Genomic DNA, 20,724 nt, shown 5'->3' with positions numbered 1-20,724 from the left:
CCCTTTACTTATTTCGACACCGTCGAGCGCAATGCGAGCCGAATGAGGGTCTCGCTATCAAGATCCTGATCACCGGCTACCGATTGCACTAAACGACTCGCTTCTTGAGGTTTGTAACCCAAAGCCACCAGCGCACTTTCCGCATCGGCTATTGGGTCATGGGCGATAGTAGCACCAACAATCCCACCGGCATTTTCACCCTGAGGCGACAACTGACTCAACCAATCACCCAAGCGGTCGCGCATCTCCACAATTAAACGCTCGGCCGTTTTTTTACCCACCCCAGGCAAAGCAACCAGTGCGCTCACATCATTACGACCCACGCAGCGAGCGAAAGCTACGGCATCCATACCCGATAAAATCGCCAGGGCGAGCTTGGGGCCCACACCATTCACTTTAATAAGCTGGCGGAACAACTGTCGGTCGGTATCGTCAACAAAACCGTACAAAAGCTGCGCGTCTTCACGCACCACAAAATGGGTCAAAATGAGTACATCATCGCCCAGTGCCGGCAACTGAAACAAGGTCGTCATCGGCACTTGAATTTCATAACCTACGCCAGCCGCCTCGACGACAATATCGGGGGGTTGCTTAACAATTAATCGGCCGCGAATACTGCCTATCACTGTAACTCCTTAACGCAAGCGTTTGCGTGCAACCGACGTCGCACCCGCAATATGAATCATACTGGATTGTGTGTGTGCATGACACAGTGCGGCAGCAAGGGCATCGGCGGCGTCTTCTGCGGGCACCCCCGGCAAGGACAACAACCTTGATACCATGTGCTGCACTTGACTTTTGTCCGCCCCGCCTGACCCCACGACCGACTGTTTGATTTGTCGCGCCGAGTATTCGTTCACGCTCATACCGCGGGTCACGCAAGCCACAATAGCGGCACCGCGCGCATGCCCCAGCTTCAAAGCGGCATCAGCACTTCGTGCTAAAAACACTTGCTCAATAGAAAGCTCAGACGGACTGTAGCATTGGATTAACTCTTCCAGGGATTCAGACAGTACCTTCAGCCTAGCGGGAATGGCTCTATCGACCAAGCGTATAACACCGCTAGTGACGTATCTTGACTTACCCTGATTGAATTCGATGATGCCAAAGCCCGTTTTCCTCGAGCCAGGATCTATGCCTAATATGATTGCCATAAGCGCACCTGAACGTGTGCGCTTATTAGATCACATCTTACTGAGATTCACAGCGTGTGCGCCAATTTCTTGGCGCAATAGATTACTCGGCAGATTGCGCTTTTTGCTCACGCAGACGAATATTCAACTCGCGCAATGCCTTGGCGTCTACAGTTCCCGGCGCATCGGTCATCACACAGGCTGCGCTCTGTGTTTTCGGAAAGGCAATCACGTCGCGGATAGACTGGGCGCCCGTCATCAACATCACCAAACGATCCAAGCCAAAAGCCAAGCCACCGTGTGGTGGCGCACCGAATTTCAGGGCCTGCAGCAAGAACCCAAACTTCTCTTCGGCTTCTTCGGCCTCAATGCCCAGCACTCGAAAGACCGCGCGCTGCATTGCCTGATCGTGGATACGAATACTACCGCCACCCAGCTCGGTACCATTCAACACCATATCGTAAGCGCGGCTTAGTGCCTGCCCGGGGTTGGCCTCGAGCTCTTCAGGGGTGCACGACGGCGAGGTAAATGGATGGTGCAAGGCCGTCCAGGAACCATCGCCTGCTTTTTCAAACATTGGGAAATCCACCACCCAAAGCGGCGCCCAGCGGGCAGCAACTGCGCCCATATCGTGACCGACTTTGATACGCAATGCGCCCATCGATTCTTCAACCATCTGACGTTTGCCAGCCCCAAAGAACACAATGTCGCCGTCCTTAGCGTCGATACGCTCCATCAAGCTCATGACGATCTCGTCAGGCATAAACTTCAAAATCGGCGATTGCAAGCCGGAAACACCCTCGGCCAACTGATTCACCTTAACCCAGGCCAAACCTTTAGCACCGTAGATGCCGACAAAATCCGTGTAGTCGTCAATCGCTTTGCGGCTGAGCTGTGCGCCGCCATCGATTTTAAGCGCTGCCACGCGCCCTTCAGGATCGTCCGCAGGTGCTCTGAAGACTTTAAAATCGACTTGCTGCATCAAGTCATCGACCGACACCAGCTCGTAAGGAATGCGCAGGTCTGGCTTATCAGAACCAAAGCGCTCCATCGCATCCGCGTAGGTCATGCGTGGGAAGTCACCCAAATCCACATTCAATACCGAGCTAAACAATTCACGAATCATGGTTTCGGTGATACCCATGATATCGGACTCATCGATAAATGAGGCCTCGATATCTATCTGGGTAAACTCAGGCTGACGATCGGCACGTAAGTCTTCATCACGGAAGCACTTGGCAATTTGGTAGTAACGATCAAAACCCGACACCATCAAGAGCTGCTTGAACAACTGCGGCGATTGCGGCAGTGCAAAAAACTGACCTGGGTGGGTGCGGCTGGGTACCAAATAATCACGTGCACCCTCAGGAGTAGCGCGCGTTAAAATGGGCGTTTCTATGTCTAAAAAGCCCTGATCTTCCAACGAAGCTCGCACCGCGCTGGTAATTTTTGAACGAAGCACAAGCTTTTGCTGCATCTCAGTGCGGCGCAAATCCATGTACCGATAGTGCAAGCGCACCTCTTCCGAAACCGACGTGTGCTCATCAAGCTGAAACGGCGGCGTCTCGGCTTGGTTTAGTATCACCAACTCCTTGCCAAGCACTTCAATCTGACCGGTGGCCATGTTCGGATTGATCGTGGCGTCTGTTCGAGCCCGCACCCGCCCGGTAATTTTCAACACGTACTCACTGCGTACGCGGTCTGCCAAAGCAAAGGCCTCAACCGTGTCGGGATCAAACACTACCTGCACAATACCTGCGCGGTCGCGGACGTCTAAGAAAATGACACCACCGTGGTCACGGCGACGATCCACCCACCCACACAATGTCACGGTTTGGTCGATGTGCTCGCTTCTTAGAACGCCACATAAATGACTGCGCATATTGATTACCTATTGCTGTGTTACTGAACGGCTTTTGCCGTTCATAAAATACGCTGTTAGCTCAATCGCCACCCGACGAGCTTCCTGAGCTGGCACTACTCGAGGTATCTCCAGCTAAATTCTTTTGGCCGCTTTTCTTAAAATCGGTTTCGTACCACCCACCGCCTTTCAGGCGAAACCCTGCTGCAGAAACCTTTTTCTTTAGCGTTTCTTTGCCACACTTGGGGCACAAAGTTAAAGGCTCGTCACTGATTTTTTGTAAAGCCTCGTGCGTCGCTTCACAAGCGCTGCACGCATACTCGTAAATCGGCATGAATAATCCTCTTCTCACGCATGATTAAGCCAAACCGAAAATTCGGCGCGAAATTCTAACCCACGAGCACCCCAAGTCCAAGCTAAGAAGCCGATTTACTGGGGTAAATTGCCGTGTCTTGCCGATATGGGGCTGTACGGTCTGCATTGCAAGGCTTACACTTTCAGATTATTTTTTATTAGGTCATGAGATCACTATGCGCACGAGCCAAACCCTAATTTCCACGCTTAAAGAAACACCCGCAGACGCCGAAGTGATTAGCCACCGCTTAATGCTGCGCGCCGGCATGATCAAAAAATTGGCTTCGGGCTTATACACCTGGATGCCTCTAGGCCTTAAGGTCTTGCGCAAAGTAGAACGTATTGTTCGCGAAGAAATGGATGCCGCTGGGGCAATCGAACTGCTCATGCCTGTCGTTCAACCGGCCGAATTATGGCAGGAGTCTGGTCGCTGGGCGCAATATGGCCCCGAACTACTTCGCATGCACGACCGCCATACGCGTGAGTTTTGCTTGGGCCCCACCCATGAAGAGGTGATTACCGACATCGCTCGAAATGAACTCTCGAGCTACAAGCAATTGCCGCTAAATTTTTACCAAATCCAAACCAAATTTCGAGACGAAATCCGCCCCCGCTTCGGTGTGATGCGAGCGCGCGAATTCACCATGAAAGACGCCTATTCGTTCCACATCGACCAAGCCTCACTGGAAGAGACTTACTGGGTCATGCATCGCGCGTACAGCAATGTATTCGATCGCTTAGGTTTAATGTACCGCCCGGTAGAGGCCGACACAGGGAGCATTGGCGGCAGCCACTCGCACGAGTTTCATGTGCTTGCTGACTCGGGTGAAGACGACATCGCGTTTAGCAACGAAAGCGACTTTGCTGCGAATGTCGAGCTTGCGGAGGCAGTAGCACCCAACATTGAACGGCCAGCACCCAGCCAGCCCATGACTGAGCTTCATACCCCAGGAGTCAAAACGATTGAAGACCTTGCGACCACACAAGGGATCGACCCAGCACAAAGCGTCAAAACATTAATAGTCGCCGGAGCACAAGAAGGCGACTGGATTGCACTCGTCGTGCGCGGCGACCATCGTTTAAACGAGATCAAAGCTGAAAAACTTCCCCAAGTCGCGTCACCATTACGAATGGCTGAAGAACAAGACGCGATTAAAGTCTGTGGTGCGGGTTTTGGCTCTATTGGTCCGGTCGGTCTGTCTATACCCGTTGTCGTCGACCGCGCCGCGGCGGTGCTGGCCGATTTTGCCTGCGGCGCCAACAAGCCCAATTATCACCTGACCGGGGTGAATTGGGAGCGCGATGTCACCGCCGCCCACATCGCTGATTTACGTGAAGTCGTCGAAGGCGACCCCAGCCCCGACGGGAAAGGGATCCTTGAAATTAAGCGCGGCATTGAAGTCGGACACATTTTCCAACTCGGACAAAAATACTCCGAAGCCATGAATGCTCAGGTTTTGGACGCCAACGGCAAAGCGCAAACCCTGTCGATGGGTTGCTACGGCATTGGTATTAGCCGAATTGTTGCCGCCGCTATCGAACAAAACCACGACGACAAAGGCATCATTTGGCCCGATGCAATGGCCCCATATCAAGTCGCCATCGTACCTTTGAATATGCAAAAGTCAGAGGCCGTTGCTCAAGCTGCCGAAACTTTATACGCCCAACTCACAGACGCGGGGATTGAAGTGCTGCTAGATGATCGCAACGAGCGACCCGGCATCAAATTCGCTGACATGGAGCTTATCGGTATTCCACATCGCATTGTGATTGGAGACCGCTCACTTGCCGAAGGGCAATTGGAGTATAAGCATCGCGCTGCCCCTGACTCCGAGAACATTGCGGTGACAGATACGCTTACCGTGTTAATGAGCAAGCTTGGCCTCGCTTAAACGACCCTTTGGGGAGCACGCATGGACCTATCAACCATAACGCGCTGGAACACAGCGTTGTCACTGACAGTCGACGCACAGGGCAGTGCCGAATTCTTCCCTGCCTTAATTGCAGCGTTGCGCGAAATGCTTCCTTTGTCTTACCCACAAGTTTGGTTGTACCACAGAGACCTGCCGCCCCAAGTGGTCTATCACGATATCCCGAAGCATGCGATCCCTGCGCAAATCGACGAATATTTAGAGGGCCCGTACCGAGAGGACCCCTTTTATCAGGTCTCGATGGACAACCCGAAAGGCTCGATTTACCGTCTGGGTCGCATCAGCGGAAATCTAAAAGACAGCGTTTACTACCAGACCTATTACGGTGATACCGGCACCGTCGACGAGCTGGTGTTTTTAAGCAAACTCGATGACGGTAGCGTAATCAACTTAAGCATCATGCGATTACCAAAACAAGGTGAGTTTTTAGATAGTGAGTACCAACTTCTGTATTCTCTCGCGCCCACGGTTTCGGCCTTAATTCGAGCCCATGCCAGAAACCAACAGTTCGCAATCGACTACCTGATTCAGCCCGGCATTGACTATCAGATCGACCAAGCTTTTAAGACCTTTGGCAGCTCGCTATTGTCAGCGCGCGAGCACGAGGTACTCGAACTCATGCTGAAGGGCTACAGCGCTGAGGTGGGCGCTGAACGACTCAGCATCGCGCTGGAAACCTATCGAAGGCACCGCAAAAATTTGTATAAAAAACTCGACATCAACTCCCAAGCGGATTTATTTAGCCTGTTTATTGCGTCTTTATCGTGCGTGGGTGAGGCAAAAGGTGAAGACCCTCTCTCTATTTATATGGCCTAGATGCCCAGTACAGAAAGTCGATACCTACCCAGTAACATCGAACTAACCCACGCAGGTCAATTATCCCTCTACGATTCACCCAGCTCAGCTGAGACACTATCGTTTTGCAGAAATTTTAGGCATGACCATAGAGACCGAGTGGTTTTTAAAAACCTACCCCAACATCACAACCATTGAAGCAATCATGCCCGACTGCAACGGCATCATGCGGGGCAAATGGGTGCCTGTTCAGAAGCTCGACAAACTGTTTAGTGGCGATGCGAAGCTGCCCAAGTCAGCCCTAAATTTGGACGTTTGGGGGCGTGACGTCGAAGAGCTCGTGTTCGAATCAGGCGATGAAGACGGTTTGTGTGCTGCAGTTGAGGGCTCCCTTCAAGCGACGCCTTGGTCACCTGGCGAGCGCTACGGCGAGTGCCAACTGACCATGCTAAATCAAGACGGTTCACCCTACATGGGAGACCCTCGGCAAGTCCTGCAAGCCATTGTCAACAAATACCACGCGCAGGGCTGGCATCCCGTAGTCGCTGGCGAGCTAGAATTTAGCTTGGTGACGCTCAATCACCAACGCCCGGTCCACACCAGTAAAACATTACCGGGCGAACTCCCCATCGGCGGCAATCTGTACGGAATCGATTCACTTCTCGAACACGAAGCTCTCCTCGATGATATTCGCCAAGCCTGCCAGATTCAGTCACTGCCGTTTGATGGCGTCGTAAAAGAATCGGCACCATCGCAATACGAAATCAACATGCGGCATCATTCCGACCCTCTTTTGGCAGCGCGTCAGATCCTACAAATGCGGCGCTTAGTCAAGGGCGTAGCGAGCAAGCACGGCTTCGTCGCAACCTTCATGCCCAAGCCTTTCATCGGCGAATCCGGTAACGGCATGCACATTCACATGAGCCTTTTAGATAACGATGACCGTAATCTATTTGACAATGGCCAAGAACAAGGCTCCGAACTTTTGCAACACGCCATTGCGGGCATGTTGAAGCACATGCGCGATTGCACCCTAATCTTTGCACCTCACATCAACAGTTATCGGCGCTTGGAGCCCGGCGTTCACGCCCCAACCTACCCGGCCTGGGGCTACGAAAACCGCACGGTCGCATTGCGTGTTCCAACCGGCGCAACGAAATCGAGGCGCATTGAACATCGCGTGGCAGGCGCCGAGGCAAATCCCTACTTAGTCATGGCCGCCGTGCTTGCGGCCGCTTGGGATGGCTTGAACAACAAACTCACCGCGCCTCCCCCGATAAGGGGTGATGGTTATGCACAGACTATCGATCCATTGCCAGTCCACATTCACGAGGCGGTCGACATCTTTTCTGCGTCGAGCTTTATCGCTGAGGGCCTCAGCCCCGAGCTAAGGCGCCATATTGCTCTGACAAAAGAACAAGAAATTTTAGAATTTCGGCGCTATATTAGTACTATGGAGTATCAAACTTACCTGCAATACTGATGCTATGAAACTATCGCACATCACTCTATGCTTGCTTCTGGCGATTACAGCCAAAAGCTATGCTATCGAGGCGACCACGCCTGCAAGCTGCCGACAGCAAGTTCATCAGCTAACCGGGTACGGGAATTTAGACAAAACGAAGTCGCCCGAGCCACTCATGTTGCTCGTATGGAACGTTCAAAAATTCGCGGAACCCTCCGCACTCGCGTGGCTGGAAGAAACGCCTGCGCAAATCATTATGACTCAAGAGTCGATCGCCTCTATCCAACGGGATTTCGCCAAGACCCTGAATGCCACCGATACCTTTTCACCCGGCTATCGTACCTTTGACAACGAGAGCTCAGGCGTAGGCATCGTCACCACCCTCGAGACACTAATGAGTTGCGCTTGGCAACACGAAGAACCGTGGTTACTCACGCCAAAAGCCACCTTGGTCAGTGCGCTGCGAACCGCAGACCAGATCTTGCTCGCAGTGAACCTTCATGCCATTAACTTCAGCCTTGGCACGCAAGAGTTGCAGGAACAACTCGATGCGATCTCTGACGTGATAGATCAGTACACTGGGCCTATTGTGGTGGCCGGCGATTTCAACACATGGTCCAAGGCCCGAACCGAAATCCTGCAGCGATTCATACAACGGCACGAATTAATCGCAACCAACTTCGACCCCGACTACCGCGTGCGACCATTTTCGTACCCTCTAGACCACATACTCACAAAAAATTTGGAGGTACTCGCAGCACAATCTGAACACAGCGAACACTCTGATCATACCCCCCTAATGATGACGATCCGCACAACCCAAGCCGCGAGCCCCGAATTGGCTTTTCGCCGCCCAACGGAAATCGAAAGACCTTTACCAAAAAGATAGGTACACTTTTACGCTCAATGCAAGACAAGAGTACGAATCGATCTATGAGTGATAAACCCCAAATACGCCCCCTAATGGTCATGCTATTCATAGGCCTCCCCATCCTCGCTGTAGTGATCACCCCGTTGTGGGCCTGGTATGCGGGCTTTACTGGCACGCAGTGGCTAATTGCTCTGGCGTTTCTGTATCTTAACGGCCTAGGAATTACGGCAGGTTACCATCGACTCTGGGCCCATAAAGCCTACCAAGCGCATCCCGTTGTGAGGTTCTGGTTTGCCGTATGGGGGGCAGGTGCCTTACAAAATAGCGTGTTCGTGTGGGCATCGGATCATCGCCGTCACCATCGTCATGTCGACGATAATGACCATGACCCCTACTCTGCCGGAAGAGGTCTTTGGTTTAGCCACATCGGCTGGATGCTGAGAGATTACACCACCAACACGGAGGACTTTTCGAACATCAAAGACCTCCTGCAAGACCCTATCTTACAGTGGCAACACAAGCACTACGTAGCCATTACGGCGTTCATGAACATCGCGTTGCCCATCGGTATTGGTGTATTACTGGGCGATATCATGGGAACGCTAATAAGCGTTGGCTTAGTGCGTCTAGTGGTTAATCACAACGTCACCTTTTTTATAAATTCGCTCGCCCATTACTGGGGTACACGGCCCTACACTGAAGCCAACAGCGCTCGCGACAATGGCTTTTTAGCGTTTTTGACCTACGGCGAGGGCTACCACAACTATCACCACATTTTCCAAACTGACTATCGAAACGGCATTCGTTGGTGGCAATGGGACCCAACTAAGTGGCTTATTTTTGGTTTAAGCAAGGTGGGCTTATGTTGGAATTTGGTGCGCGTTGATAACTTCAAAATTCAACGGGCCATCATGGATACCACGTTTGAGCGAGCGCGGCGCCAACTAGACCAACACGATAACTGCCCGCTCAGAGAAATGCTCGAGCATGAGTACGCCGCATTCTCCGAATCCGTCAGACAATGGCGGGAATTGCAATCTCAACGCTATGAAAAGCACAAAGAGGCACTCGGCGAGGTGTGGACGCAACGTCGAGCTCAACTCCAACAGCGATGGGAACAGACTCAACTGCGCGACCAACTTAAACTACTGGAACTTAATCTTCGCAACCAGCAACGCCGCGTGCAGTTATTACTCGAGCAATCTCAATCTTTAGCAGCTGCTTAACCATAGCGAACAGGAGTTGACATGACGATTTACGACTATACAGTTCAGGACATGCAGGGTCAGGAGGTCGCACTTGAGCAATACCGTGGCAAGGCGCTGCTCATTACTAACACCGCGAGCAAGTGTGGCTTTACACCACAGTTCGAGGGTCTGGAGTCTTTATACCAGAAGTATCAAGAGCGAGGCTTAGTGATTTTAGGGTTTCCGTGTAATCAATTTGGCGGCCAAGACCCGGGCAGCAACGATCAGATTTTAGATTTCTGCGTCAAAAATTATGGCGTTAGCTTTCCTATGCATCAAAAAATTGACGTCAATGGCTCTGGTGCGCACCCACTATTCGATTATCTCAAAAAAGAAGCTAAGGGCGCTCTTGGCACCAGCAGAATCAAATGGAACTTTACCAAGTTTTTGATCGGCCGTAACGGTGAAGTCATTGGGCGTTATGCGCCGTTAACCAAGCCCGAAGCGCTGGAGCAGGATATTGAAAAAGCCCTAGCGAGCTAGGGCAGCCAATGGGCTTTAATGCTCGCGTGTCGCGCGAAATACGATATCCGGGTAGCGTTCTTGCATCAGATTTAAGTTCACACGAGTAGGGGCAAGGTAGGTCAAGTGCCCGCCCCCATCAACGGACAAATGCTCTTCTGCCTTTTTACGAAACTCTTCCAGTTTCCTTGGGTCCTTCGCGTCTACCCAGCGCGCTGTGTAGACGCTGACCGGCTCGTAGATCGCTTCAACTTTGTATTCGTCTTTCAGACGATACGCAACCACGTCAAACTGCAATTGCCCCACCGCGCCCACAATCAAATCAGAGGATCGCAAAGGCGAAAACACCTGGGTCGAGCCCTCCTCAGACAACTGCTGTAAACCCTTTTGCAGCTGTTTGGCTTTCATCGGGTCTTTCAATCGAATGCGTCGGAAAAGCTCCGGTGCGAAATGAGGAATACCCGTAAACTGCAGCGATTCGCCCGCCGTAAATGTATCACCCAACTGAATGGTGCCGTGGTTATGCAAACCAATAATGTCGCCCGCGCAGGCCTGTTCAACTAAAACACGATCACCAGCCTTGAAGCTCACTGCGTCAGCAATACGGAGTTCCTTGCCCAACCGCACGTGGTGCATTTTCATACCCTTGGTGTACTGCCCAGAACAAACCCGCAAAAAGGCGATACGGTCTCGATGCTTTGGATCCATATTTGCCTGGATTTTAAATACGAACCCAGAGAAGTCTGACTCTTCCGCAGCGACTGTGCGCACTGTCGTCTCACGGGCTTGAGGTTTCGGTGCCCACTCGACAAAATCATCGAGCATTTCGCGCACACCAAAGTTGGCAAGTGCGGTGCCAAAGTAAACGGGACTTAAGCGGCCAGCCAAAAATTCTTCCAGAGAAAATTCGTGGCTAGCGCCTCTGACCAGATCTATCGTGTCCACAAAATCGTCGTACTCGTCATCTAGCAAAGTACGCGCGGCATCTGAATCCAAACCCTGAATGCGCTCATCGGGGTGCAAGGTGTGACCGTGACCCTGTTTAAAGCAGTGAATGGTATCGGTGTATAAATTGTATACGCCCTTGAAATGACGCCCCATACCGATCGGCCAGTTGATAGGTGCACCCTGAATATCAAGCACATCCTCAATCTCGTCGAGCAATTCGATAGGGTCTCGAATATCGCGATCGAGCTTATTCACAAAGCTAAAAATCGGCGTATCGCGCAAGCGGCACACATTCATTAATTTAATGGTGCGATCCTCTACGCCCTTGGCGCCATCAATGACCATGAGAGCTGAATCGACCGCTGTCAACGTGCGGTAGGTATCTTCCGAAAAATCTTCGTGTCCCGGCGTATCCAGCAAATTCACCGTGCGCTCATGGTAGGGGAACTGCATCACCGACGAGGTCACTGAAATACCGCGCTCTTGCTCCATGGTCATCCAATCGGAGGTCGCATGTGGCCCACGCTTACCTTTGACCGAGCCCGCCACTTGTATTGCGCTACCCAACAGCAGCAGCTTCTCGGTAATAGTCGTCTTACCCGCGTCGGGGTGCGAGATAATCGCGAAAGTTCGTCGATTAGAGGCCGAGGCCGGCAGGTAGTTATCAGACATAGTTAGGGTATCGTCTTGTGACTGTGCATTTGAGGGGCGCAATTTTCGCCGATGTCGGCCACTTACACAACAACCGTTAGCTCAGGCCTCGACAAGACGCTACTTTTAGACATTTCAGCGAGCTCCTTTTCCCTATGCTCTAAGCCAACAGACACATAGCGCATTGCGAGGTTCTATCGGTATACTTGACCGCATCGGAGATCAATATGCCTCATCTGTCCAAAGTTCACCTAAATCAGCTTTTTATTGTCAGAGCACTAGCACTAGCGGCTTTTGCTGTGGGGCTGCTCTATCTCGCCACGACCACGTCCGACTCCGATGTCATTACCGAAAGCACAACAGCGCTCGTTGTACTCGCTACCATCACTGCGATTAGTGCCTGGTACTTCCGCGAAAAGCAGGCGGTCACCGATTTGCAGCTGTCACAACAAATCGCCGTCGACATTTTAGGGTGGAGCTTTTTGATGTATCTTACAGGGGGAGCCAACAACCCGTTCATCTCTTATTTGCTTGTACCCGTCATTATTAGCGCCGCTGTGCTGCATCAAAAATTCACAGCAGTCATGGCGCTCGCAGCGTTACTGGCGTATACCCTGCTGCTCCATTACCACCTACCCTTTAGCCCCCTGTCGCCAGCCATGAGCCACACAAATGTGCATGGCCCCGCGGGCAACACGCACATTTTAGGCATGTGGTTCAACTTTGCGTTTAGCGCAGCCCTTGTTGTGCTCGTAGTCAGCCGTATGGCCCATGCTATGCGTCAACGTGAGAAAAGAGCCGCCGAGTTACGCGAAAACAATTTACGCAACGAGCAAATCCATGCGATTGCCACCATGGCCGCGACCACCGCGCATGAACTGGGCACCCCATTAAATACGCTCAGTCTGTATGCAGACGAACTTAAACACCTGTGTGGTAATACGCCCGAAGTCGAAAGCCTACTCAACGCAATGGAAGAACGACTAGACCAATGCGGACAGATCACGCGAAAACTTGCCAGTCGAGCAGAAATCGACAAACTCAGAGTGCAGTCAAGCCAGCTCGCCAAACCTTGGCTCGAGGGTGTTATCGCACAGTGGAAAAATAAACGACCCGAAGCACACATTGCGCTGCAAACCGATGAACAGTCCCAAGATGCCTCGATAAAGATAGATCAGACACTCGCCCCCGCCATCGAAAATTTGCTTAACAACGCGCTGGAGGCGGGTAGCGAACTTATTGAAGTCACCCTAAGCTGCTACGGCAAGGAAATTCAGATCGCGATTCGCGATTACGGCTCGGGCATTCCCAGCGAAATACTCACACAGATCGGCAAAACCGTCATTCAAGACTCAGAAAAGGGGCTTGGTATTGGCCTGATGCTAACTCACGCGACCATCAATAATCACGGCGGCAGTTTGTTGCATCATCAACCCGCAGACGGCGGCACGCTGACGACAGTGATATTGCCACGAGAAAGGTGTTAGCGCATGCAACGTGTCTTGATAATTGATGATGATCGGACCTTTGCAGAGACGGCACAACGTGCATTCGAGCGCGAGGGGTTTGAAGCGACATTCGAGTGCTCCGCAGATTCCGCCCTGTCTAAAGCGTTAACTTGGCGCCCCGAGTTCGTGCTCCTCGATCTGAACTTAGGCGAGACCAGCGGTCTGACACTGCTCCCAAAACTCATCGAAACCTTGGGGCCCAACGCCAAAATCGTGATCTTAACGGGGTATTCAAGTATTGCCACGGCCGTTGAGGCGACTCGCCTTGGCGCCCATGACTATCTGTGCAAACCCACCAAACTGCGGGACATTGTTGCCTGCTTCACCGGGAAAAAACCATCCGAGACGAAAATACCTGATCAGCCACCCTCGGTAGAGCGCGTGAAATGGGAGCATATTCAACGAGTACTGCAGGAACATGATGGCAATATATCGGCAACAGCTCGTGCCTTAAGTATGCATCGACGCACACTACAGCGCATTCTCGCCAAAAAGCCGGTGGCGCGCTAATCTCCGGCACAGTCCCTTAACAGCTTCGACAACCGACTCTGAAGCTGCTCACCAATCGACCAGATACTCAAGGTTCTGCCTGGGCATTCTTGTTGCACGGACGTCACAGCCAAACCTTGATAACCACAAGGGTTAATCCTGGCGAACGGCTCTAAGTCACAATCGACATTCAAACTTAGACCATGAAACGTGCACCCCTTGCGGACACGCAAGCCCAAGGCGGCAATCTTGCGCCCGTCAACATAAACCCCCGGAGCCTTAGGATCCGCTTGCGCCGGCAAGCCAAACTCATCCGCCAAAATTTCGATAATAGCGTTTTCAATGAGCGTCACCACCTGTCTGACGCCGAGTTTACGCCGCTTCAGATCGATCAGCAGATAAATTACCAATTGCCCGGGGCCATGGTAGGTTACCTGCCCACCACGATCAGTCTGTACCACAGGAATATTACCCGGTGCCAACAAGTGTTCCGCTTTGCCCGCCTGACCCTGAGTAAATACTGGCGGGTGCTCCAAGGCCCATAATTCATCGGGGGTGTCGGCTAGCCTGCTATCTGTAAATAGGCGCATGGCCGCATAGGTCCGAGCATAGTCAGCTCGGCCCAACATTTTATGCAAAACGGGAAAGGACACGCGATTCCCTCTACAACAAAACCACGAACAGGGTGGGCACTAAATCACCATATTCACTAAGCCAGAATCCATTAATGCTTGATGCATTGCGGCTAATTGCGGTTCTCCCGTTGCGGTGATGGTAATCGTGAGCGAGCAAAACGTACCCTCGCGGCTGACCTTGCGAGAAATCTGCGCTCGATCAAATCCCGGCGCGTGGGTTTCTACAATCTCGAAAATGGTTGTTTCAAAATGGTCGCATTGCCGACCTAAAATTTTGACGGGGTAATCGCAAGGAAATTCGATTTTGGGCGGTTCCGGCTGACTCATGCGACTGGCTTCCTATTCTTTAGGTTCGGGCGACAACAGTGTATCGATCCACATTAGAATGCGATCCCACAAACGCGCAAAAAAGCCAGCCTCCTCGACATCGTGTAACGCAACGACCGGCCCTTCATAGATTTGCTCTCCGTCGAGGCGTAAACTGACGCGCCCCACTTCGTCACCTCTTTTGATGGGGGCTGACAGGGGTTCATTCAAGGTCACAACTTGCGCAACATTTCGGCGCTCACCTCTCGGCAATGTTAACGTGATGGCATCGACAACACCCACACTCAGGTAATCGGCCAGACCCATCCATACCTCGGGTTTCTCCATCTCACGCTCAGCGGGCAGTAGTTCCGCAGTTTCGAAATACCGGAACCCGTAGTTCAACAAACTGCGCGTTTCGCTCGCGCGAGTTTTAGCGCTGCTGGTACCCAGCACCACCGAAATCAAACGCATATCGCCGCGTTTTGCCGAGGACACTAGGCCGTATCCCGCCTCGCTGGTATACCCCGTTTTTAAACCATCAACAGACGGGTCTTCACCTAACAGCGTATTTCGATTGTATTGTTTGATGTTGTTAAATGTGTAATCGCGCTCAGCGTAGATTTGATAATGCGTTGGAAAATCCTGAATGATCGCCTTCGCCAACAGCGCAAGATCATGCGCTGTGGTGAGATGATTAGGCGACGGTAAACCGTGTGAGTTTTCAAAGTAGCTGTCGTTCATGCCCAAACGCTGCGCATGAGTGTTCATCATGTCCGCGAAAGCTGTTTCATTGCCCGCTAGATGCTCGGCAATAGCGACTGTTGCATCATTACCCGACGAGATAACAATGCCTTTTTCCAAATCGCTAATAGAGACCTCCATGCCGGGCTCTAGCCACATCAGTGACGAGCCCTTGAATATGGGGTTTTGTGCCCAGGCATTTTCACTGATCAAGACCTTGTCATCGAACGCCACTCGACCGCGCTCAATCTCGTAACTCAGCACGTAACTTGTCATCAACTTGGTCAGACTGGCCGGAGGAAGCTGTTCGTTCGCGTTGCTCTCAGCAATGACATAGCCGGTAGTAGCGTCGATTAAATAATGAGCTCTCGCAGCGACCTCTGGTGGTGCGGGAATGATGGCAGCGGAAACCGATACGCTAAACCCCAGAGCGGCCGCGGTGGCCAGTAGTTTTTGCATGAGAATTTTGTTCCTTCTAGATCGACATGTAGATGTTAACGGATCAGACTTAACGATCAAAGCGCTACGCCTTCGCGAATACGGCTGTACTCTTTAAATCCAGCCTCGAGCAGGCGGTTCTCGAGGGCCCCTAGCTCTTTTGAATCATCGATGGGACCAATTCGGACTCGATACACTATTTTGTTGGCAAACCGTGCCGGACTAATGAACACAGGAAAAGTCGTTCTATTTTGCAGTTCTTGACGGCGGAGCTCGGCGCTATCACGAGACGAAAACGCCCCCACCTGTAAATAGCGATAGTCGTCATCAGTGCTGGCGCGCAAGTCTTCAGTACCCTCAATGGATAAGACCTCCAAATGCACCTGCGCTGTGCCGACCTGATCGAAACCCAACTTCACTGCAGCGCCGTAAGATAAGTCGATAATACGATCACTGTGAAACGGACCGCGATCGTTAACGCGAACGACCATACTGCGGCCGTTATCTAAGTTAGTCACTTTTACAAACGTAGGTATCGGTAAACTTTTATGAGCCGCCGAGGCTTTGTACATGTCAAATACTTCACCATTAGACGTCAGCTCGCCGTGAAACTTTGCGCCATACCAAGAGGCCGTGCCAGTTTCCTCAAAGCCTACAGCCGAGGGCATCACCCAATAGGTTTCACCGTTAACGGTATAAGGTGATTTGTTGCCAGCGGCTCGGATTGCCTCGGCGCGAGGGACTGCGTCGGCGACCTGATGAGCCAAAACAGGCACGGCAGGCGCCCTGTCTTGACGCATACGATAGCGCCCGTCGGTACAGCCGCAGATCGCGATCGAGAGCAGCCCAATTAAGGCCCACCGAATCACTGCTCTCGCAACCCCGCAGCTAATGCCTCCGACAATTCAGTCACCGCCATAGCGTACATGCGACTGTGGTTGTAACGGGTAATAGCATAAAAATTATTGAACACCAGCCACTGCTGTGGCCCAACTTCGGTTTCCATCTCAATAGGCTCAATCAAGCTATCGGACGGCAAACTTGAGCTAACAAGCGCGGCAGCCGCGGCAGGGAGTTCAGCGATGGTGTAGCTGAGCTTTAAATCGTCAGTGAGCCACTCTGAGGCCAAAAATTGTTCTTTTTTTAGCGGCAGTGTGATCGGTTGCCCTGTTTTCCAACCGTGCCTTTTTAGATAGTGCCCTACGCTACCTATCGCGTCGGCTTCATTATTCCAAATATCAACGAAGTCATCGCCATCAAAATCGATGGCGTACGCCCGATAGCTACTGGGCATAAACTGCCCAAAACCCATTGCTCCTGCATAAGAGCCTTTTGGCTCTAATGGGTTAATTTTTTGCTCTTTGGCTAACTGCAAATATTCGACCAGCTGTTTGCGAAAAAACGTTGATCGCTTAGGGTAGTCAAAAGCCAAGGTGGATAAAGCATCAATCACTCGATACGAACCTGCGATACGACCGTAGTAGGTTTCGACTCCGATAATTGCGGCCATGACTTCAGCAGGGACACCCAGCTCTCGCTCTGCACGTGCTAAGGTCTCTTGATGAGCCCGCATGAATTCCAAGCCTTCTTTGATACGGCGCTCCGTTAAGAAGATATTTTGATACTCGTGCCAAGCCAACACCTTTTCAGCGGGCCGAGAGATTGCATCGATGATCGACTGTTTTTTCTCGGCTGCACGAAAGATATCGACCAACTCAGACTCAGTATACCCAAAGGCCTCTAACTGTGATGTAAGCTCTGAAAGCTTCAATTCCGGGTGATCGCTGTAATCGGCCCAGGCGCCGGTTCCTGAAATCGCTACCACTAAACCCAACCACCGCAATCTTCTAACCATCACTAACCTCATCAATTTACTTGGCGCTTGTCTTGACTAATCGCCATCAGGATACCGAAACCCGCCAACAGAGTCACAATAGATGTCCCGCCGGCGCTGACCAAGGGCAAGGGCACGCCCACGACGGGTAAAATGCCCGCAACCATTCCCATATTAACGAATACATACACAAAAAACGTTAGGGTAATGCTTGCTCCAACCAATCGGCCATAGGTCGACTGCGCAGTGTAACTAATCCAAAAACCGCGCAAACAAATAAAAAGATAGAGCATCACTAGCCAAAGCACGCCCTGGAGACCATATTCTTCTGCGAGCACCGCAATAATAAAATCGGTGTGGCTCTCGGGTAGAAAATCCAACAGCGTCTGGGTTCCTTGCATATAGCCTTTACCCGACCAGCCTCCCGACCCTATCGCTGTTTTGCTTTGTATGATGTTCCAGCCAGCGCCGAGTCGATCGCTCTCGGGATCCAGTAAGGTCAGAACCCGCTGCCTTTGATAATCTTTCATCACAAAGGACCACAACGGCCAAATCGATGCCAGCACGATACCAGCGGCGGTCAGAAGGTATCGCCACGACAGACCGGCCAAGAACAACACAAAAAAACCTGAGACTGCAACTAAAATGGCGGTACCCAAATCGGGTTGCAAAAAAATCAACACCGCAGGGAGCCCCATCAAAATAAGGGTGGCACCAACATACTTTGGGTTCGGCGGCAAACTGCGTTTAGCCAAATACCAGGCCACTGTTAGGGGTACCGCGAGCTTCATAATTTCCGAGGGCTGAAACCGGAATCCCCCCAGCGACAGCCAGCGTTGCGCGCCTTTAGCTCCCACACCAAGGAACAATACGGAAACTAATGCGAGTATCCCAATAAGATACATCCAAGGCGCCAAGCGCGCATACCGATACACTGGAATCTGAGCGGCGACTAACATGCCACAAAAACCGATAAGCAAATACACAGACTGTCGCTGAATGGCTGCGTTACTGCCATCAACCGCACTATTTAGCACTGTTAAACCAAAACCAGCCAGTGCCAATAAACCGCTGAGCAACCAGGGGTCCAGCTTTAAAACAGACCAAACCGTTGAACTGCGGCGAAAAGCGTCACCGCTATCGGGCATGCGACGCAAGTACTCAGCCATTGCTCGCCAACCCTACATGTCGCATAACGCCTTTATCTGGATTCGCCAACCATGCGTCCAGCACAGCCCTTGCAACCGGAACGGCCGCACTACTACCGCCACCGTTTTCGACAATCACCGCAAGCGCAATCGTTGGCGCTTCGACCGGTGCAAACGCAATAAACAGGCCGTGATTTCGATGCCGTTCGGCGATCTCATCTTCATCGTACTCCTCATCTTGAGCAATCCCGATCACTTGCGCTGTGCCGGTTTTTGACGCCACTCGGTACTGTAAGCCTTTGGCCATGGCATGCGCAGTTCCACTGCGCTCGTGCACAACAGCCTCCATACCTTCTATGACCGCCTGCCAATGTGATGGTTCAATATCAGGCAGCTGCAGACGCTCGGTTTCAGGCACTACGCCATCGACTTCAGCCACCAGCGAAGGTTTATAGGCATACCCTCGATTTGCGAGAACCGACGTCATTAAAGCCAGCTGCATGGGTGTGGCCAACATATAACCCTGACCAATTCCCACGCTCAAGGTCTCACCTGGGTACCAGGGGCGCCCCCGATTCTGTAATTTCCATTCCGACGAGGGCAAAACCCCCGGACGCTCATTGGTTGTATCCACACCTGTGCGCGCACCCAAATTAAAATCTTGCAAGAAATCGTGCATGCGATCGACCGTCATAGTGCGCGCCAGGTCATAAAAGTACACGTCACACGATTCGGCAATCGCCATGTGCAAATCAACCTTATCAGCATGTCCACGACCTCGAATACGCAACACCCAATCGCGGTAACGTCGGTCGTCTCCGGGGAGGGTATACCAACCCGGATCGGCGACTTTTGACTGCGGTGTCACTAAACCCATGTGCAAGCCCGCTAACCCAATCGCGGGCTTGACCGTTGAACCAGGCGGATACTGCCCCTGCAACGCTCTATTAAACAAGGGGACATCGGGCGAATCACGCAACTCTGCGTACTCGTTAAAACTGATGCCATTCACAAACGAGTTGGGGTCAAAACTTGGACTTGAGTAGAGCGCCAGAACGCCGCCGTCTCGGGGATCAATCGCCACGACAGCACCACGCTGCCCCTGAAGGGCTTGCGCCGCAGCAAGCTGCAAATCAGCATCCAGATTCAGCGTCAAATCTTTTCCCGGTACAGGGGGCGTTTTTTCAACCAGTCGCATGATACGGCCGCGCGCATCCGTCTCGACAGTTTGCACACCCACCTGACCCAGAAGTACTGACTCGTAATACTTTTCAATGCCTGTTTTGCCAATGTGGAACGTACCCTCGTAAGGCCCCTCCGGCAGCGTTTGCAGTTCGCGTTCGTTAATCCGGCCGACATAGCCGACCGCATGGGCAAATAGATCGGCCAACGGATAAGATCTGATCAACTGAGCCTCGATTTCAACGCCCGGCAATTCGTGACTATTCACCGCGATACGCGCTCTTTCGTGTTCCGAGATACGGAACTTCAGAGGCACTGGCGCATAGGGTCGTGTGCTAGGGCGGCGACGCTGAAAGGCCGCGACGTCGTCATCCGATAACTCGATGATTTGCTGCAAACGCTCAATGATCTCATCGAGCCCCCCCGTTCTCTCTACCACAACGGACAGAACGAACGACGGTTCATTTTCAGCAATTAAACGACCCGCTCGGTCCCGAATTAACCCGCGGCGAGGCGGCAAAGGTTGGGTCTGCAGCCGGTTTTGATCAGATTGCGTTGCGTAAATCGCATGATCAACGATCTGCAAATGATAGTAGCGAATCACGATCAACCCGAGCATGACGGCAAAAATTACTAAAGTAACGACCAAACGGTCCGTGAAGATTCGGCCTTCGCGATTGGCGTCTTTCAATAAATTGCGCTCAGCTGCCACCGTTCGATCT

General features: G+C 52.1%; 20 protein-coding genes. 8 read left to right on the top strand and 12 right to left on the bottom strand.

Going from position 1 to position 20,724, the window contains the following annotated elements; all coding sequences use genetic code 11:
• Window positions 1–8: 8 nt before the first annotated feature.
• The 4 genes from ruvA to EYZ66_RS02260 all read right to left on the bottom strand — a co-directional run bounded on the left by ruvA (window position 9) and on the right by EYZ66_RS02260 (window position 3,328).
• Window positions 9–626, bottom strand: a complete 618-nt coding sequence (gene ruvA, locus EYZ66_RS02275; RefSeq protein ID WP_009574461.1) for a Holliday junction branch migration protein RuvA — start codon at window positions 624–626, stop codon at window positions 9–11.
• A gap of 9 nt (window positions 627–635) precedes the next feature.
• Window positions 636–1,154 (bottom strand): crossover junction endodeoxyribonuclease RuvC, encoded by a 519-nt coding sequence (ruvC, locus tag EYZ66_RS02270; protein WP_009574460.1) that lies wholly within the window; start codon window positions 1,152–1,154, stop codon window positions 636–638.
• 82 nt (window positions 1,155–1,236) lie between these two features.
• A complete protein-coding gene (gene aspS, locus EYZ66_RS02265; RefSeq protein ID WP_009574459.1) occupies window positions 1,237–3,015 on the bottom strand; it encodes an aspartate--tRNA ligase in 1,779 nt (592 codons plus the stop codon).
• 61 nt (window positions 3,016–3,076) lie between these two features.
• Window positions 3,077–3,328, bottom strand: a complete 252-nt coding sequence (locus EYZ66_RS02260) for an FmdB family zinc ribbon protein (protein ID WP_009574458.1) — start codon at window positions 3,326–3,328, stop codon at window positions 3,077–3,079.
• 196 nt (window positions 3,329–3,524) lie between these two features.
• Here EYZ66_RS02260 and EYZ66_RS02255 point away from each other — a divergent pair, with 196 nt between their 5' ends.
• From EYZ66_RS02255 to EYZ66_RS02230, 6 genes are all read left to right on the top strand, one after another.
• Window positions 3,525–5,240 carry a proline--tRNA ligase gene (locus EYZ66_RS02255; protein WP_009574457.1) on the top strand — a complete coding sequence of 572 codons (1,716 nt, stop codon included), beginning with the start codon at window positions 3,525–3,527 and terminating at the stop codon, window positions 5,238–5,240.
• 21 nt (window positions 5,241–5,261) lie between these two features.
• A complete protein-coding gene (locus tag EYZ66_RS02250) occupies window positions 5,262–6,095 on the top strand; it encodes a response regulator transcription factor (RefSeq protein ID WP_009574456.1) in 834 nt (277 codons plus the stop codon).
• A 121-nt stretch (window positions 6,096–6,216) separates the two neighbouring features.
• Entirely contained in the window at window positions 6,217–7,557 is a 1,341-nt protein-coding gene (locus tag EYZ66_RS02245; protein WP_009574455.1) for a glutamine synthetase family protein, read from the top strand.
• Between the two features lie 4 nt (window positions 7,558–7,561).
• A complete protein-coding gene (locus EYZ66_RS02240; protein ID WP_009574454.1) occupies window positions 7,562–8,428 on the top strand; it encodes an endonuclease/exonuclease/phosphatase family protein in 867 nt (288 codons plus the stop codon).
• Window positions 8,429–8,472: 44 nt separating this feature from the next.
• The gene (locus tag EYZ66_RS02235) at window positions 8,473–9,636 is read left to right on the top strand and encodes a fatty acid desaturase (RefSeq protein WP_009574453.1); all 1,164 of its coding nucleotides are present in this window, start codon (window positions 8,473–8,475) and stop codon (window positions 9,634–9,636) included.
• Window positions 9,637–9,657: 21 nt separating this feature from the next.
• On the top strand, window positions 9,658–10,140 hold the full coding sequence (locus EYZ66_RS02230; RefSeq protein WP_009574452.1) for a glutathione peroxidase: 483 nt from the start codon (window positions 9,658–9,660) through the stop codon (window positions 10,138–10,140).
• Window positions 10,141–10,155: 15 nt separating this feature from the next.
• On the opposite strand, the gene EYZ66_RS02225 is transcribed toward EYZ66_RS02230, so the two are convergent.
• The gene (locus tag EYZ66_RS02225) at window positions 10,156–11,739 is read right to left on the bottom strand and encodes a peptide chain release factor 3 (RefSeq protein ID WP_009574451.1); all 1,584 of its coding nucleotides are present in this window, start codon (window positions 11,737–11,739) and stop codon (window positions 10,156–10,158) included.
• A gap of 206 nt (window positions 11,740–11,945) precedes the next feature.
• Here EYZ66_RS02225 and EYZ66_RS02220 point away from each other — a divergent pair, with 206 nt between their 5' ends.
• Window positions 11,946–13,205, top strand: a complete 1,260-nt coding sequence (locus EYZ66_RS02220; protein WP_160195577.1) for a sensor histidine kinase — start codon at window positions 11,946–11,948, stop codon at window positions 13,203–13,205.
• A 3-nt stretch (window positions 13,206–13,208) separates the two neighbouring features.
• Complete coding sequence (locus tag EYZ66_RS02215; protein ID WP_009574449.1) at window positions 13,209–13,736, top strand: response regulator transcription factor; 528 nt, start codon at window positions 13,209–13,211, stop codon at window positions 13,734–13,736.
• On the opposite strand, the gene lipB is transcribed toward EYZ66_RS02215, so the two are convergent.
• From lipB to mrdA, 7 genes are all read right to left on the bottom strand, one after another.
• Window positions 13,733–14,344 (bottom strand): lipoyl(octanoyl) transferase LipB, encoded by a 612-nt coding sequence (gene lipB / locus EYZ66_RS02210; RefSeq protein ID WP_040815742.1) that lies wholly within the window; start codon window positions 14,342–14,344, stop codon window positions 13,733–13,735. The genes EYZ66_RS02215 and lipB overlap by 4 nt on opposite strands.
• Before the next feature lie 63 nt (window positions 14,345–14,407).
• Complete coding sequence (locus EYZ66_RS02205; protein ID WP_009574447.1) at window positions 14,408–14,677, bottom strand: YbeD family protein; 270 nt, start codon at window positions 14,675–14,677, stop codon at window positions 14,408–14,410.
• A 12-nt stretch (window positions 14,678–14,689) separates the two neighbouring features.
• A complete protein-coding gene (locus EYZ66_RS02200) occupies window positions 14,690–15,859 on the bottom strand; it encodes a D-alanyl-D-alanine carboxypeptidase family protein (protein WP_009574446.1) in 1,170 nt (389 codons plus the stop codon).
• Window positions 15,860–15,915: 56 nt separating this feature from the next.
• Window positions 15,916–16,638 carry a septal ring lytic transglycosylase RlpA family protein gene (locus EYZ66_RS02195; protein WP_139042513.1) on the bottom strand — a complete coding sequence of 241 codons (723 nt, stop codon included), beginning with the start codon at window positions 16,636–16,638 and terminating at the stop codon, window positions 15,916–15,918.
• A gap of 65 nt (window positions 16,639–16,703) precedes the next feature.
• The gene (gene mltB / locus EYZ66_RS02190; protein ID WP_009574444.1) at window positions 16,704–17,693 is read right to left on the bottom strand and encodes a lytic murein transglycosylase B; all 990 of its coding nucleotides are present in this window, start codon (window positions 17,691–17,693) and stop codon (window positions 16,704–16,706) included.
• Between the two features lie 11 nt (window positions 17,694–17,704).
• A complete protein-coding gene (rodA, locus tag EYZ66_RS02185) occupies window positions 17,705–18,841 on the bottom strand; it encodes a rod shape-determining protein RodA (protein ID WP_009574443.1) in 1,137 nt (378 codons plus the stop codon).
• Entirely contained in the window at window positions 18,834–20,714 is a 1,881-nt protein-coding gene (gene mrdA, locus EYZ66_RS02180) for a penicillin-binding protein 2 (protein ID WP_009574442.1), read from the bottom strand. The genes rodA and mrdA overlap by 8 nt, the downstream gene beginning before the upstream one ends.
• Window positions 20,715–20,724 lie beyond the last annotated feature (10 nt).

The organism is Aequoribacter fuscus, assembly GCF_009910365.1.
GTDB classification, from domain to species: domain Bacteria; phylum Pseudomonadota; class Gammaproteobacteria; order Pseudomonadales; family Halieaceae; genus Aequoribacter; species Aequoribacter fuscus.
Note: the sequence above shows the minus strand (reverse complement) of the source record. Positions and strands in the feature narration are given on the sequence as shown.